This window comes from Micromonospora sp. WMMD737 (assembly GCF_049179055.1).
GTDB lineage: Bacteria > Actinomycetota > Actinomycetes > Mycobacteriales > Micromonosporaceae > Micromonospora > Micromonospora reichwaldensis.
This window is the reverse complement of sequence record NZ_JBMHMH010000001.1, coordinates 5,012,348-5,028,115: the sequence shown is the minus strand read 5'-3', so window position 1 is coordinate 5,028,115 and position 15,768 is coordinate 5,012,348. Positions and strand designations below refer to the sequence as shown.

General features: G+C 67.8%; 11 protein-coding genes. All 11 read left to right on the top strand.

The window, feature by feature from the left end; genetic code table 11:
* Positions 1-60 precede the first annotated feature (60 nt).
* The 11 genes from ACN27A_RS22115 (at position 61) to cas3 (ending at position 15,226) form a co-directional block, all read left to right on the top strand.
* Positions 61-786, top strand: coding sequence for a hypothetical protein (locus tag ACN27A_RS22115; RefSeq protein ID WP_421456522.1), 726 nt, complete (start codon positions 61-63; stop codon positions 784-786).
* Positions 783-1,988, top strand: coding sequence for a histidine decarboxylase (locus ACN27A_RS22110; RefSeq protein ID WP_421456520.1), 1,206 nt, complete (start codon positions 783-785; stop codon positions 1,986-1,988). The genes ACN27A_RS22115 and ACN27A_RS22110 overlap by 4 nt, the downstream gene beginning before the upstream one ends.
* Before the next feature lie 47 nt (positions 1,989-2,035).
* Positions 2,036-3,205, top strand: a complete 1,170-nt coding sequence (locus ACN27A_RS22105) for a class II histone deacetylase (protein ID WP_421456519.1) — start codon at positions 2,036-2,038, stop codon at positions 3,203-3,205.
* A gap of 562 nt (positions 3,206-3,767) precedes the next feature.
* Positions 3,768-3,902, top strand: coding sequence for an FxLD family lanthipeptide (locus ACN27A_RS22100; protein WP_421456517.1), 135 nt, complete (start codon positions 3,768-3,770; stop codon positions 3,900-3,902).
* Between the two features lie 92 nt (positions 3,903-3,994).
* Positions 3,995-7,039 (top strand): lantibiotic dehydratase, encoded by a 3,045-nt coding sequence (locus ACN27A_RS22095; RefSeq protein ID WP_421456516.1) that lies wholly within the window; start codon positions 3,995-3,997, stop codon positions 7,037-7,039.
* The gene (locus tag ACN27A_RS22090) at positions 7,039-8,301 is read left to right on the top strand and encodes a lanthionine synthetase C family protein (RefSeq protein ID WP_421456514.1); all 1,263 of its coding nucleotides are present in this window, start codon (positions 7,039-7,041) and stop codon (positions 8,299-8,301) included. Before ACN27A_RS22095 ends, ACN27A_RS22090 begins: the two co-directional genes overlap by 1 nt.
* 15 nt (positions 8,302-8,316) lie before the next feature.
* Entirely contained in the window at positions 8,317-10,401 is a 2,085-nt protein-coding gene (gene fxlM / locus ACN27A_RS22085) for a methyltransferase, FxLD system (protein ID WP_421456511.1), read from the top strand.
* A 121-nt stretch (positions 10,402-10,522) separates the two neighbouring features.
* Positions 10,523-11,617 carry a hypothetical protein gene (locus ACN27A_RS22080; protein WP_421456509.1) on the top strand — a complete coding sequence of 365 codons (1,095 nt, stop codon included), beginning with the start codon at positions 10,523-10,525 and terminating at the stop codon, positions 11,615-11,617.
* Between the two features lie 312 nt (positions 11,618-11,929).
* Positions 11,930-12,313: a CRISPR-associated endonuclease Cas3'' gene (locus ACN27A_RS22075; RefSeq protein ID WP_421458562.1), complete on the top strand. Its 384-nt coding sequence runs from the start codon at positions 11,930-11,932 to the stop codon at positions 12,311-12,313.
* A gap of 75 nt (positions 12,314-12,388) precedes the next feature.
* Positions 12,389-13,267 carry an IS5 family transposase gene (locus ACN27A_RS22070; RefSeq protein ID WP_421458546.1) on the top strand — a complete coding sequence of 293 codons (879 nt, stop codon included), beginning with the start codon at positions 12,389-12,391 and terminating at the stop codon, positions 13,265-13,267.
* Positions 13,268-13,336: 69 nt separating this feature from the next.
* Positions 13,337-15,226 carry a CRISPR-associated helicase Cas3' gene (cas3, locus tag ACN27A_RS22065; RefSeq protein WP_421456506.1) on the top strand — a complete coding sequence of 630 codons (1,890 nt, stop codon included), beginning with the start codon at positions 13,337-13,339 and terminating at the stop codon, positions 15,224-15,226.
* Positions 15,227-15,768 lie beyond the last annotated feature (542 nt).

The window sequence follows — 15,768 nt, the reverse complement described above, 5'->3', positions numbered from 1 at the left end:
CCACCGCAGGCCGCACCTACGCCCTCACCCGCCCAGGCGCAGGCGCCGTCCGATGACGAGGTGCCGGCTGAGGCTCGTCCATGGGCGAACCTGCGGATGCAGATCGCGTACCGATCCAAGCGGCTCAACACCGGCCACATGATCGAAGCCGACCAGCGGTTCGGGCGGCGAGACGCGATCGGCCCACACGGGGTGATGCTGTTCTTCGTCTCCGACGCGCCGGGTGAGCCGCACGGCTACAAGCTGCACACCGCCTACCGGCTGTGGCCGCAATCGCCGGACTCCGACAACCTATCCGGGCTCCTGTCCGACCTGACGGCCGTCGCGGCGGACAACATCGCCACCATCGGAGGCCGGTGGAGTCCTCTCGGCCCGAAGGGGTCGATGGTCAACGGCGGAGACATGACCCTGCCCGCCGGGGCGACGTATGTCGGCGTGGGGGTCAGCACCCTCGACTCCGACCGGGGCGGCTGGTATCAGGTCGCCCGCAGTGTGCGGGAGGCAGCCGCGATGGGCCGCAACCTGTCGGGCTTCGATCTGAAGGGCCAGTGCTGGGCGTTGCTGACCGACGGCACCGCCCTGCACATCGACCGCGACCCCCACGCCCGCCTCGGCGTTACCGGGATTCGCTGCAACAAGGACCTCGACGTCGACCAGTTCACCTACTTCCGGCCCGACGAAGACCTCATCGAGCGAGGCGACGACGCCACCCACGCCGTGTGGCAGCAACTCGCCGCGTTGCACCACACCCTCGCCGCCCACCTACTCGCACGGCGGCCGGCATGACCCACACCCTGAGCCTCGCCGACGCCGCGGACCTCAACCGCACACCGATCGACATCACGGGCGTCCTCGACCGTCTCGTGCACGAGGCCGACGCCACCGCGACCACGAGCATCGGATTCCCCGGCGCCGTGGACCTCGACCACAGCGACGTCATAACCCGCCTCGGTATCCGGCTGTGGAACAACATCGGCGACCCCGCTGACCCCGGCGGCGTGGCGCACACGCGAGTGTTGGAGAGGGCCGTCGTCACCTGGGTCGCCGACACCCTGTCCATGCCCGCGCACGACCGATGGGGGTACGTCACCACGGGCGGCACCGAAGGCAACCTGTCCGCCCTGCACGCCGCCTACCGCCGCCACCCGAGCGCCCGCGTCTACTACTCCACCGCCGCCCACTACTCCATCCCCAAGATCGTCCGGATGCTCGGGGTTCAGGGCGTCATCGTCAACGCCCTGCCGGACGGGGAGATGGACTACGGGCATCTCGCCATGCAGGTGCGCAGGCGGCGTCGGTGGCCTGCCATCGTGGTCGCCACGGCCGGCACCACCATGACCGAAGCCGTGGACGACACCACCCGCATCCGCGCGATCCTCGACGAACACGGCGTCGAGGCCCACGTCCACGTTGACGCGGCCCTGTCCGGCATCCCCCTCGCCCTCGACGGCCGCCTACGCCTGGATGACAGCGCGGGCATTGGCAGCATCGCCATCAGCGGCCACAAGTTCCTCGGTGTGCCGACTCCGTGCGGAGTCGTCCTCATCCGCGACAGCCTCCGCAAACCCGTCGACCACGTTCCCTACATCAACACCGGCGACACCACCGTGACCGGCTCGCGGTGTGGGTTGGCCGCCGCGCTGCTGTGGCACGCCATCGCCACCCACGGGCGTGAGGGACACCGCTGGCGGGCCACCCAGGCACGCCGTCTCGCCGCCTACGCCACCGACCAACTAACCGCCATCGGATGGCCGGCTTGGCGGCACCCCCACGCCTTCACCGTCGTCATGCCCACTCCACCAAAGCAGGTGTGCAAGAAGTGGCTGCTCGCCAGCGACGGCGACACCAGCCACATCATCTGCGCCCCCGGCATCAGCACCGGCCAGATCGACGCCTTCGTCGCCGACCTCGCCGCCGCAGCACCGCCGCCAAAGATCCCTCGGCCCCGGTCCGCGAGCGAACCACACGTCAGCACCTGCCCTGCCTGACCGTTACCGCTCTCGGCACCGTCGACCGAAGCCCGGAGGCGATCGTCATGACGACCGGCTACGTCTTTCACCCCGAGTACCTGTGGCACGACACCGGCACCAGCGCCGGCCTGCTACCCGCGCACCCACTCGCGGGCGTACAACCCGCCGTGCACATCGAGAACCCGGAAGCCAAACGCCGCATCCACGAACTCATCTACGCCAGCGGGCTCATCCACGAGCTATCGATCATCGAACCGCGCCGGGCCACCGAAGCAGAACTGCTACGCGTACACACCAGCGAACACATCCGGCGCCTCAAGACCCAGAGCGCCCTACGCGGCGGAGGCGACGCCGGAGACGGCTTCTCCCCAGTGGGGTACGGAAGCTACGACATCGCCCGCCTCGCAGCGGGCGGCCTGATCGAACTCGTCACCGCCGTCGCCGAAGGCGACATCACCAACGGCTACGCCCTGACCCGACCACCCGGACACCACGCCACCGCCGACACCGGCATGGGCTTCTGCCTGATCAACAACATCGCCGTCGCCGCCCGACACGCCCAAACCGAACTCGGCCTGGCCCGCATCGCCGTCGTGGACTGGGACGCCCACCACGGCAACGGCACCCAATCCATCTTCTACACCGACCCGAGCGTGCTCACCATCAGCCTGCACCAAGCCAACTCCTTCCCACCCGACTCCGGCCAGATCCGCGACAACGGCGTTGGTGCTGGGGCCGGCTATGCCATCAACGTGCCACTACCCGCCGGCAGCGGCCACGCCACCTACCTCTACGCCATGACCAACATCGTCATACCAGCCCTCGACCGCTACGAACCCGACCTGATCCTGCTCGCCAACGGCTACGACGCCAACGTCTTCGACCCCATGGCCCGACAGATGCTCACCGCCGACACCTACCGGCAAATGACCAGCCTCCTCAAACACGCCGCCGAGCGGCTCTGCCACGGCCGGCTCGTCGCCGCACACGAAGGCGGCTACAGCCCCTTCTACGTCCCCTACTGCGCCCTGGCGTTCCTCGAAGAACTCGCCGACACCACCACTCACATCACCGACCCCCTCGCCGCCATCGTCGCCGGCTACGCCGCCGAACCATCCCTCTTCCACCAGCGCGCCGCCGTCGACGAAGCCACCCAACTCCTCCGACGCATCAACCCACCCGACACCGCCACCCACCGCCGACACCCCACCGTCAAAGCAGCCGGAAACGCCTAGCCGCTGCGGCTCACACCCTGCCCACCGCTGAGTCGCGCACCACAACACCCGTACCGAGGGAGCATCCGATGACGACCACCCACAGCAGGCAGCTGCAGCCAGCAAAAGAGCAAGCCTTCTGCATTCACCCCCTGAGCCCTAAGGGCCACGGGAAGGTCGACCACCTTCCATCGACCCTCAGCGGGTAGTCGCCGCACGGCGGCTACCGGGACCGTCCGCCGAAGAGGCGCGGCGGACGGTCCCAGGCCGGCGGCAGCGGGCATCCCCCGTCCCTCTGCCGCCGGCCCATCTAGGCCGAAGCACCGCTGGCCGCACCGTCGATACCGACCCGCCTCAAGCAGAGGAAGTCGCGAGTGAGTCAGACGGTCTACACAACTCGCGCCGCCGAGCTGTGGCCCTCAACCACAAGTTCAACATCGACGACCCTGGCGGACACCGTCACTCGGTGGTTGGTCCGCCTGCTCACAGCGGGCTGACCAACGCGAGCGGCGGTCCCAAAGTTCGTGCCGGTAGCTGCGGGGGCTACCTGCCCACCCATCATCCCAACTCCCTAGGAGGAACCATGAACAACTTGCTCGCCGTCAGCGACGACCCGTTCGAGTTGGACGTGCAGATCGTCACGGAGGGCCCGGTCGCCGCCTCGCTGCTGGCCGACACGGACGACGGCTGCGACACCGTGAAGGGCAGCGACTGCTAGTCACTTGTCCTTGCCGGTTCCGGTGAGCGACCCGAACGTTCACCGGAACCGGCGACACCGCACCAAGCAAGCTCCAGTGTGAGGAGAGGATCGTGGCGGCGAGAAGCAGTCTGTACCGGCCGGTTAATGCCGCCACGATTCGCATCGCCGCGCACTCGTGGCCGAGCAGCACGAGGCCGTGGCCGCGTCGAGGCGATGCCGCAGGCATTGACGGTTGGCTGCGGGAGACGTGGAAGCGCCCCGGTGTGGCCGAATCCGTATGGACCGCCAGTCCCGAATTCGCTTCCCGAGTCGAGGCAGTGTGCGCCGGTGGAACACTCGACGCCGACCGAGGCTGGCGGATGGCTTTGGCGTTGGCGCGGTACCTGGTGCGTGCTCAGCGGCGGGCGACGCCCTTTGGGCTGTTCTCGGGGGTCGCGGCGCTGCGCTTCGCCAGGGCGGCCTCGGTCGTACCGTCAGAGCGGTGGGCGGTCCGGGTGCGGCCGGACGCGGGCTGGCTCGCGTCTCTGATCGCGCGGCTTGAAGCCGACCCGCGCGGGCGCCGCAGCCTGCCTGTGCAGGCGAACAACCTGGCTGCGGGGCACGGACTTCGGCTCGCCGTGGAGTGCCGGCCGCACGCTTCAATACCCGCAGACGGCATCTCCTCGGTCAGGAACACGGCTGCGGTGCGGTTGGCCGTATCGCTAGCCGCCGCGCCGGTGTCATGGACGGAGTTGGTCGACACGTTGACCGCGGCGTTTCCACGGACTCCGCGTGAGCCCGCAGAGGCGCTGGTTGCCGCCCTGGTCGATCATGGCGTGCTGATCTCCAGCCTTCGGCCACCGTCGACCTGCGCCGACCCGATGCGACATATTCTGAACCAGCTCGACACCGTGCAGGACTACCACCTCAACGGACAACGGTCCGTCGCGGCTGCACTCGGGTCGTTGCAAGCCGGCCTGGGTGTCATCCCACGCGGTACGACACATCTTCGTGAGTTGGCTGACCGGATGCGTAGCGTGGCACCGGTTTCACAGCCGGTCGCGGTAGATCTTTGGCTCGCGGATCAGGTCACCCTGCGAGAACAGGTCGCCGTCGAGATCGCGAGCTCGGCCGGCGCGCTGCGCCGTCTGACGTCACATCCGGACGGTCGGCCGGAGTGGCGCATGTACCGTGCCCGGTTCGTCGACCGCTACGGCACGACGGCGGTAGTACCGCTGGCCCAGGTGATTGATCCGATGACCGGGCTGGGCTATCCGGAACACTTCACCCGCGAGGCCCAAGCAGCCTCGGCTCCGTTGTCCCGCCGTGACGAGCGGCTCTTGGCGCTGGCCCAGCAGGCAGTGATTGACGGTGTCCGCGAGGTGGCGCTCGATGATGCAGCCGTGGAGGCCCTTGCCGGCCCCGACCGCAACGAGCGCCACGTCAGCCCTCACGTCGATATCACGGCAGAGGTCCGGGCGGCGTCGCTGGACGCTCTGACAGAAGGGCGCTTCACGATCGCGCTGACCGGTATGGGCCGCTCGGCGATGGCGACGAGCGGCCGCTTCCTCAACATGCTGCCCGATCCCGAGCGGGAGCGCATGTGTATGGAGTTCGCGCGGCTACCAGTCGCGGTGGACGGCGCCATACCGGCGCAGTTGAGTTTCCCACCGCACCATCTGCGTGCCCAGAACGTACTCAATTCCCCGCTGGTCCTCCCGGGGCTGATCCCTCTTGCTGAGCACCGCCCCGTCAGCGAGGACATCATCAGCCTTGATGACCTTGGTGTGGCTGTCGGTCGTGATCGGCTGGTACTGGTGTCGATGTCGCGGCGACGGGTGGTCGAGCCAACGGTGGCCCATGCCGCCGCTCTGCACACGATGCCTCTGCTCGGCCGGTTTCTCGTGGAACTGCCACGAGCCATGGATGCCCGGCTGAAACCCTTCGACTGGGGCGCGGCCTCATGCCTGCCCTTTCGACCCGCGCTGCGATACGGCCGGGTTCTCCTCACGGCCGCCCGGTGGCGCGTAGACCCGGACTGCCTGCCCGCTGCGGACGCGAGCGACAGCGAATGGTTGGCCGCCTGGAAGGTGGTGCGTTCGAGGCTGCGGCTACCGGGATGGGTGCAGATCGGCAGCGGCGACCAAAGGCTTCGACTCAACCTCGATCAGGCCATGGACCGGTCCCTGTTGCGCGCCCACCTGGACGCCAGCACCGAACCGATCACCGTGGTAGATGCGGCGAGCCCGGAAGACTTCGGGTGGCTGTCCGGGCGTGCTCACGAGATCGTCGTACCAATCGCCTCCACGGCCCAGCCCGCAGCGGCGCCGGCCGTAATCACCGCACGAGGATCGTGGCCGCCACCCGCTCCGGCCCCGCCAATCATGCCCGGAACAGGCAGCATCGTGTCCGCGTCGCTGGCCGTTGAGCCGGCCATGATGGAGTTGGTCCTACTGCGAGGGCTGCCCGCGCTGTTCACCGACTGGCCCGAACCGCCTCTGTCATGGTTCGTCCGCCTCCGCCAGCCCACGTCGCATCTTCGACTGCGGCTGCACACCGACGACTACGGCGACGCGGCGGTACGGATCGGCCAGTGGGCCGCCACGCTTCGGCAGCAGGGCCTCGCCGGAGACCTCAGCCTGAACACCTACCACCCCGAGTCCGGCCGGTACGGAGCCGGCCTGGCGCTGGCCGCTGCGCAGGAGCTGTTCGCGGCCGATTCGACCGCAGCCCTGGCACAGCTCGGCGCTCAACCCGAGCGTCAGATCAACCGACAGGTCCTCACCGCCGCGAGCATGATCGACCTGGCCGCCGCGATGCTCGGCAGCCCTAACGACGCATGCGAGTGGCTAGTCGCCCACCCGGAGCAGGCCGGGCGCGCGCCCAACGACCGGCATGTGCTGCGTCAAGCGGTCACCCTCGACCCTGCCACCCTGCCCGAGCCGGTCCGGCAAGCATGGCAGGAGCGATCGCGGGCCGCAGCCCGCTACGCCGACGCACTGTCCGCCTCTCGCGGCCCACTGACGCCGGCCGACGTCCTCACCTCGCTGCTTCACCTGCACTCTGTCCGCGCTCACGGTCCCAACGAGCCGGCCGAGCAGGTCATATATCGGCTTGCCCGCCACGTCGCACTGGCGACCGTGCGCCGCCGCGTCCGCACCGCAGGAGCGCCCTGATGACTGCCGTACCTCTCGCGAGTCCACTGCTGCAGGCAGCCCAGACGATGGCCACGTGCATCACCGACACCCTGGCCGAGCCACCTCCTGCGGACTTCATGGCGGACGACTACGGGCCACGAAGTACCCGCTGGTACGCCCAATCCCTATCGAGGGGTGCCGCCGGGGTAGCGATCTTGCACGGCGTGCGAGCCCAGACCGGGCACGAAGGATGGGAACCGGCCTATACCTGGCTGCGGCACGCGACGGCTGACACGCTCAACAACGCCAGCGGGGCGGGACTGTGGTTCGGTACGCCGGCTGTCACCCACGCCCTGACCACGGCCGCGCCACATACCCACCCGGCGTCCCTCGACACGCTCGATCACGCCGTCGCGGATCTGACCGAACGCCGGCTGGCCGCCGCGAAGGCACGCATCGCCGCATGTGCCCGGCCTCCGCTGTCGGAATTCGACCTCGTACGTGGGCTGACCGGCCTGGGAGCCCATCTGCTACGGCGCGACCCGGACGGACAACTGCTGCGTCGGGTGCTGGCGTACCTGGTGCGGCTCACCGAACCGCTCGACGCCCACGACGAGGCCGGACGGCTCGCGCCCGGGTGGTGGAGCGCCGACCCGCCCGATGCCCACAGTTCTGCGTCGGGTGGGCACGCCAATTTCGGCATGGCGCACGGCATCACCGGCCCCTTAGCGCTCCTGGCCTTGGCCATGCGCCACAACGTCATGGTGTCAGGACAGGCCGAAGCACTCGGCCGGATCTGCGCCTGGCTGGACGACTGGCGGCAGAGCAGCCCAACCGGGCCGTGGTGGCCGGAGAAGATCACAGCGACCGAGCTGCACAACAGAACGCCTGCGACAAGCGGACCGGCGCGGCCGTCCTGGTGCTACGGCACCCCCGGCATAACCCGCGCGCAGCAGCTCGCCGGGATCGCTCTCGGCGACCTCGCCAGGCAGCAGACAGCCGAAGAGGCCCTGTCCCGCTGCCTCGCCGACCCCGTGCAGCTCAAACGGATCATCGACTCATCGCTATGCCACGGATGGGCAGGACTCGCCGCAACGGCCTGGTACGCCGCCGCTGACGCCCGCACCACCAGCCTGCACACACGTCTGCCTCACGTGATGCGCCTGCTGATCCAACACGCCACCGACGCCACCCCAGCGCGATCCGGCCTGATCGCCGGCCACGCCGGAGTCGCCCTCACCCTGCACACCGTCGCCACCGGCACCGTCATCCCTTGGGCAACTAGCCTGCTCATCCACTAGGCGAGGAGACCACCCATGGACCTCGATAGCGACTCCGACATCGTCTCACCCACCCATGCGGGTCCAGTGAGCCGCTGGCGTCAGATCAATCTGACCTTCTCCGACTGGCAGACCGCCGAAGAGTACGCCGCAGCCCGGCTCGCCCCCGCCCTGACCGGCGCCGAGGACCGCGGTGTGATCACCGCCTTCTGGTTTATCCGCAAGACCGAGACCTGGCGGTTGCGGCTGCTGCCCGGCGTCCGGCTCGCCTGGGTCTACGCCCTCCTCGCTGACCTCACCGATGACGACCGCATCCGCGGCGTCACCGAGCCCATCTACCGGCCCGAGGCATACGCGTTCGGCGGCGACGACGCCATGACGGTCGCCCACACCCTCTTCCACGCCGACAGCCGCCACATCCTCGGCTATCTCACCGCCGGCACCCACCGACGCGAACTCGGCATCGTGCTCGCCACCCGACTCATGCGCGCCGCCGGACTGGAGTTCTCCGAACAAGGCGACGTCTGGCGACACCTCGCCGCCCGCCGCCACCAGTCCAACGCGCCAGGACCAACCCCTCAGCTGATCGCCGCTGTGCAACGTCTGCTCACCGCTACCGACGACGCGCCGGGCAGCCCGCTGGCCACCAGCCCGCAATGGCCGCAAGCCCACGACCAGGCTGGCGCAGACCTCGGCATCCTCGACCGGCACGGGGCCCTGACCCGCGACCTGCGCGGCGTGCTGACCCACCACCTGCTGTTCCTGTTCAACCGACTCGGCATCTCGGCCGCTGACGCCTGGCTCCTGGCGACAGCAGCCACGCACGCCACCTTCCACCACTCGTCCGGCACCCACACGAGCCATGACCTTGCCGAAACAACCGAGAGAAGGGCAAAGATGCTCAACACATCCGACACCGATCCCGAAGGCTCCACCGCCGCCGGGCTTCGCGAGCAACTCGTCACCACCCTCAAACAGCGCGGCCACGTCCGCTCGGCCTCCGTAGAGCAGGCATTTCGTAGGGTGCCCCGCGAACAGTTCCTCCCCGGCGTCGACCTGGAAACCGTCTACACCCGCCGCCAGATCGTCACCAAACGCGACCCCAACGGTGCCGCACTGTCATCGGCGTCGAGCCCCAGCCTCGTCGCGGACATGCTCGAACAACTCGACGCACAACCCGGACACCGCGTCCTGGAAATCGGCGCAGCAACCGGCATCAACGCAGCCCTGCTGGCCGAGCTGACCACCCCCGACGGCAAGGTCGTCACCATCGAACTCGACCAGGACCTCGCCGACGGCGCCCGCGCCGGCCTCGCCCGCGCCGGCTACGACACCGTTGAGGTGATCCACGGCGACGGAGCCCTCGGCTACCCCAACACCACGCCCTACGACCGGATCATCGTCACCGCCGGAGCCTGGGACATCTCCGCCGCATGGTGGGACCAACTCGCCGACGACGGACGCATCGTCGTACCCCTGCGTGTGCACGAAAGCGGCCTGACCCGATGCTTCGCCTTCGACCGCACCGCCGCCCACCAACTCACCAGCACCACGACACCGCTGGTCTGCGGATTCGTCCCCATGCGCGGCACCGCAGAACACACTGATCACCACGTACGCCTCGACACTGACGTGGCCCTCAAACTCGACGCCGCCGATCAACCCGACCGAACAGCCCTCAGCCGCGCCCTGAGTCACCCCCGGCGCGAACGCTGGACCGGCATCGAAGTCGCCGACGCAGACCCCATCGGCCATCTTGATCTGTGGCTACTCGTAAACACCAGCACACCGTTCGGCCGCCTCGGCATCGGCGACACCGCCCGCACCAGCGGGCTGGTCACACCCGCCTACCGATGGGCCGGAGCTGCCATCTATCAGGGTGGCACCATCGCCTACCTCGCCTTCCAACCGACCAACGAAGGCCACCACGAACTCGGCGCCATCGCACACGGACCGGACGCCGACAAACTCGCCGCCGAACTAACCAACCTTCTCGACCAATGGAACGAGGCAGGCCGTCCCAACCAACCCACCATCACCGCCCAGCAAGCAGGAACGCGGCCCGCCGAGCCCGACGACATCACTCGACCCGACACCAGCTTCACGATCTCCTTCTGGTGAACGCGCCGGGGCGGTGCCCACCCCGCCCCGGCGCCCCCGGCACGAGCACCGCCGGCCTACCAAGCACCACCGAGACACACCTCGATGCCACACGCGGCCTCCCGCAGCAATAAGGACACCAATGACCCTGCCCCTCACCTCCGCCATCGCCGCCCGTTTTCCCCTCATCCCCCGTAAACGCCCGCCAGCCAAACCACTCGACGCACGAGTGAACCGACTTACTGCGCTCGCCGAGACCGCCTACCGCAAACGCGACCCGGAAAAGGCGTCCATGGTGTTCAACGGAGCCGCCCTCGTCGCCTCCGACTGCGGCGACGCGAAACTCGCCCGCGCCTGGTGCCACCAACACGCGAACCTCTACCTCAGCCAAGCCCCGCTCAACGGGCACACCGCCCGCTTCGCCCTCGAACCAGTCATCAACCTCGCTCGCCTACGCATCCGAGACGGCGACGGCGACGGCGCACACCGCCTACTCACCGACCTACACACGGCGATCGCCGCTAATAAACACACCGTCATCGACGACCTCGAGATACATCCCCAGCAGCTCACTGCTGATCCCGGCGAACTCAAACAGATCATCAATTGGCTACGCCGCATCCTGCTCTCCGATGGAACCCGCGCTCTCACCCTTACCGGCCGTTGGGCCGACGCGCTGACTCACGTGCACCGCTACGACGGAGTCGGCGCCACCCTGCTCGACGGGCGACAGGTCGCGATCGTCGCCCACCTCATGCGACGCGACGGCGTCGAGGCCGCCGATCTGCTCAGGCGGACGAAGATTGAACAGCCATGGGAGCAGACGGTGCTCGACCTCCTCCAGAGTTGGCACGCGACGACGAGCGGGGACGCCCGCACAACCGACTACCACCGCTTGATCGAGCGAGTGTCAGCCGCCACACCAGGCAAAGGACTCACGGTGTTTCGTGTGCGACTCGGTCTCACGGCCCTGGACCTTTCCGTCGGGGCAGCACCGTACATCGCAGATGACCTCGTCAAGCTTCTGACGGCAGGCGTCATCCGCGACGAGGACGCCAACGCTGCTCGCGACCTTCTTAACCACCCAGCCACCGGTCCCGAACACCACAAGCCGCTGGGCTTGTTGATTGAGGCGAGTGGGTTGGGTCGAGAGGGCTTGCCAGACCCGGCACGGGAATCACTGTCGATGGCCCTCGCTGCAGCCAGAGCCGCGATAGACAGCCGTTTGCAGCACTGATGATGATCCCGGCTCCATGACGACAGCCCGCTGGAGGCGTCACTCAGCGAGCCGGTATAGCTAGAGCGAAGTGGTCGCCATTGGGAAACCGGGCGACGTTGATGCGCCCGTCCGCAAACCCCGACAAGCCAGAGGAGTAGCGCTCTACGGGTCGCCGGGCTTCGTGCCTACAATCACTACACGCTCACGCCGTACTCGGTGGGCGTGCTCTGAGGTGCAGAAGAGTCGTAGTGCCCAGCCGTCGGTCATGGTGCGGTGGAACCGTTTGACCTTGCCGTTGGTTTCGGCCGGTAGGGAGCATCCGTGTTGGACATGAGCTCTCTCTGGGCGCACAGCCCTGCTCCTGGCCGTACCCAATGGCATTCTCTTGCCGAGCATCTTCGAAGCACCGCGGAGTTGGCGCGACGGTTCACCGTTTCGTTCGGTGGGGGCGACGTGGCGTACTGGCTTGGTGCGCTGCATGACGTGGGCAAGGCGTCCTGTGCTTGGCAGGACAAGCTTGCTGCTGTCGCGCCTACTGGCGGTCCAGTCGGCATCGACCACAAGTCACTCGGTACCCGCGCCGCGTACGATCGTGGACTTGGTGGGTTCGCCGGTGCGATCTTCGGCCACCATGGCGGATTGATCGATACGCCTAAGGCGTGTTTCAGAAGTTGTGGTTGCCGGCGAAGGTCACGGCGTGGTGGTGATCGATAACTGAAGAGGTCTCCGGTAGATGGTTCAGCGACCAAGCTAGAACTTCACACCGGAGACCTCGTGGCCACCTTAGCGGTGACGAGGCGGCATGACCTCACGGACGCGCAGTGGCAGCGGCTCGCTCCGCTGCTGCCTGCCGTGTCGGGTAACGGTCGTCCGCCGAAGTGGGAGAAACGGCAGCTCATCGATGGGATCCGGTGGCGGATCCGGATCGGCGCGCCGTGGCGTGACGTCCCTGCCGAGTACGCGCCCTGGCCCACCGTCTACGGCCTGTTCCGCCGCTGGCAGCGAGACGGAACCTGGGACAAGATCCTGTCGGCATTGCAGGCCGCCGGGGACGCGCAGGGCCGAATCGGGTGGACGGTGAGCGTGGACTCGATGACCAGCCGCGCCCATCAGCACGCCGCCGGCGCCCGCAAGGACGGCCACCTGCAGAAGGAACCGCCTGGCGGGGTGCATGACGAGCCGGCCGATCACGCGCTGGGTCGTTCCCGTGGTGGACTGACCACCAAAACGCATCTGGCCTGTGAGCAGGGCCAGAAGGTCCTGTCAATGGTCGTGACCGCGGGGCACCGCGGTGACAGTCCGCAGTTCATCCCGGTCCTGCGCCGCATCCGGGTCACTCGCCTCGGGGTGGGCCGGCCCCGGACCTGCCCCGATGTGGTCCTGGCCGACAAGGCCTACACCAGCCGCGGCAACCGCCGCTACCTACGGACACGCGGTATCAGAGCCTGCATCCCGAGCAAGAAGGACCAGGACGCCCACCGCAAAGCCAAAGGCTCCCGCGGCGGACGCCCACCCGCCTTCGACCGAGACCTCTACCGGCTACGTCACGCCGTCGAGAACGGCATCGCGCGTCTCAAACGCCACCGCGGCGTCGCCACCCGATACGACAAGCTCGCAGTCCGCTTCCAAGCCGTCCTCACCATCACCATCATCACCGAGTGGCTCTGACCTGCTTATGAAACACGCCTTAGCCTGCGCGATGCGTTCCGGAAAAGACTTGCTGACGCACCCGGCAACGTGGCGTCTGCTGAGCGGGAACTGCCCGGGCTGTTGCCGGACCTGCCAGAGCGGCTCGACCATCTGGTGCCGGCGTCCTGGCGGGCGGATCCGCTGGTGGGGGAGATGGCGCTGCGTCTGTGCTACAGCGCTCTGGTCGACGCGGACAGTCTGGACACCAGCGCGCATTTTCAGGGACTGGCCAATCCACGGGTGGGTTCGGACGTCGACTTCGGCCACCTGTACAAGCGGTTCGAGCAGCGGCGGTCTGACGCACTCGCCGGGCGCGGCGGTACTCCGGTAGGCCGTCTGCGGGAGCAGGTCTACGCGGACTGCCTCGCGGCGGCTGGGCGGGATCGTGGAGTGTTTCGCCTCGGTGCGCCGACCGGGGCCGGGAAGACCCTCGCGAGCGGTGGCTTCGCGCTGCGGCACGCAGAGACGCATGGCCTGCGGCGGGTGATCGTCGCGGTCCCGTTCCTCACCATCACCGAGCAGAACGCCGCCGTCTACCGCCGGTTGCTCAACGAGGACGGGGCCGAGCCGGTCGTCCTCGAACACCACAGCCAGGCCGACTTCGACGACCCGGAAGCCGGCCGGTGGGCGCGGCTGGCGGCCGAGAACTGGGACGCGCCGTTCGTCGTCACCACCTTCGTCCGGCTCTTCGAATCCTTGTACGCCCGCAAACCGTCGGCGATGCGCCGAGTGCACCGGCTGGCCAACTCGGTGATCGTGCTGGACGAGGTTCAGGCGTTGCCGCACGCGATGCTCGCGCCGATACTCGACGGACTCCGGCTGCTCGTACGGCACTTCGGGGCGTCCGTGCTGCTCGCCTCGGCAACACAGCCGAGCTTTTGGGCGCTCGATGAGTTCAAGGGCGTGCCCTGCACCGACCTGATCCACGACACGCCGAAGCTGGTCAGTGATCTGCGGCGAGTGCGGTACGAGTGGCAGCTCGACCCGAAGCCAACGCTGGCCGACATCGCCGACCAAGCCGCGTCGAAGCCGGCTGCGCTGGTCGTGGTCAACACGACCGCGGACGCCAAGGCAGTGTTTGACCAGTGGCGGGCTGCCGCGCCGGATGGTGTGGCGTGGCACCTGTCGACCCGGATGTGTCCGGACCACCGGCGGAGGGTGCTCGAGGCGGTACGGGCACGCCTTGGCCGGGGCGAGCGCGTCCTGCTTGTGGCCACTCAACTGATCGAAGCTGGGGTGGACGTCGACTTTCCGGTGGTGTTCCGGGCGATGGCGCCGGCCGACTCGCTGCTTCAGGCAGCCGGGCGAGCCAACCGCGAGGGGCAGATGACAGAGGGCGGCCGAGTGGTCGTGTTCGCGCCGGAGGACGGCGGGCAGCCGCCCACATACAAGACGCTGGTCGGCTGCACCGGGCGCCAGTTCGGACCGGATAAGGCCGACCCGGACGACCTGGCGGCGCTTGGACGCTACTACCGCAACGTGTACGACCTGCTCAACATCGCCGACAGCCAACACGTTGGGCAGCGCATCCAGCAGGCCCGCCGGCGGTGGGAGTTCGAGACCGTGGCCGAGGGGCCCATGGACGCGAGCACCAAACGGCGAGATCGGAAGCTGGCGTTCCGGATGATCAACGATGACGGGATCAGCGTGGTCACGCCCCAAGGCGCCGAGACACCTCAGCTGCGGCGTGAACTGGAGCAACTGGTTGAGGATCTGCGCCAGGCGCCGGTTCCGGACTTGGCGAAGCTGCGACGGTTGCAGGCGTTCACCACGAACCTTCATCCCAGCGCGTTGCGCCAACCGGGCGTGATGGCGCTGATGCGGCCGATCCTCGGTGGCAACGAGGTACGGCGGGGCGTGCTGGTCGAGTGGGTTGGTGAGTACGACGACGCCACCGGCATCAATCTTGACCCGAATCTGGAGCAGTTTCTTCTTTGACGACTGGCCCCGGGGGCGCCAAGGAAGCGTGCTCCCCTGGTAGATCGATCTGCCTTCGACCTGACGGCTGGGGGATCTGGGCGGTCCGCTGTTGACGCAGCGTTCGTCACTATTGCGAGAGACAGCGCCACCACTCGGAGCCGGGGCGCTTGGCCCGCTGCTACTTCACCATTGACATGCTGTCAATGACAAAATGCTGACTGGTGTTTCGGCCGGTCAACACCCAAGGAAGTCAGATACATTGAGCCGGCACCAGTGAGCTTGAGTGTCTGCAGTGCCTTGTGGTGCTGAGGATCGCAACCTTGGATGGTGGCCGGAAGGCTTTCGTCGCGCTGCCCCGGGCATGGAGCTGGGCGAGTTCCGCATGCCCGGGCGCTGGTGGGTGGCGAGCATGATCTGGTTGATCAATCAGTCGTTTTTTGTCGTACCGATCGTGAATGCTCGCGCCTGTTGGTACGGGGCCTGTCGATCCCATGGTTCAAGAAATCTTCGATCGTATGTTCGATTGCCTCTGGTCCTTAAAGTGGAGGGATTTGTGCTGT

What these genes read in the sequence shown, in the direction of transcription:
- ACN27A_RS22110 (WP_421456520.1), top strand. Translation starts at nt 783, where the DNA reads ATGACCCACACCCTGAGCCTCGCCGACGCCGCGGACCTCAACCGCACA.
- ACN27A_RS22105 (WP_421456519.1), top strand. Translation starts at nt 2,036, where the DNA reads ATGACGACCGGCTACGTCTTTCACCCCGAGTACCTGTGGCACGACACC.
- ACN27A_RS22100 (WP_421456517.1), top strand. Translation starts at nt 3,768, where the DNA reads ATGAACAACTTGCTCGCCGTCAGCGACGACCCGTTCGAGTTGGACGTG.
- ACN27A_RS22090 (WP_421456514.1), top strand. Translation starts at nt 7,039, where the DNA reads ATGACTGCCGTACCTCTCGCGAGTCCACTGCTGCAGGCAGCCCAGACG.
- fxlM (WP_421456511.1), top strand. Translation starts at nt 8,317, where the DNA reads ATGGACCTCGATAGCGACTCCGACATCGTCTCACCCACCCATGCGGGT.
- ACN27A_RS22080 (WP_421456509.1), top strand. Translation starts at nt 10,523, where the DNA reads ATGACCCTGCCCCTCACCTCCGCCATCGCCGCCCGTTTTCCCCTCATC.
- ACN27A_RS22075 (WP_421458562.1), top strand. Translation starts at nt 11,930, where the DNA reads ATGAGCTCTCTCTGGGCGCACAGCCCTGCTCCTGGCCGTACCCAATGG.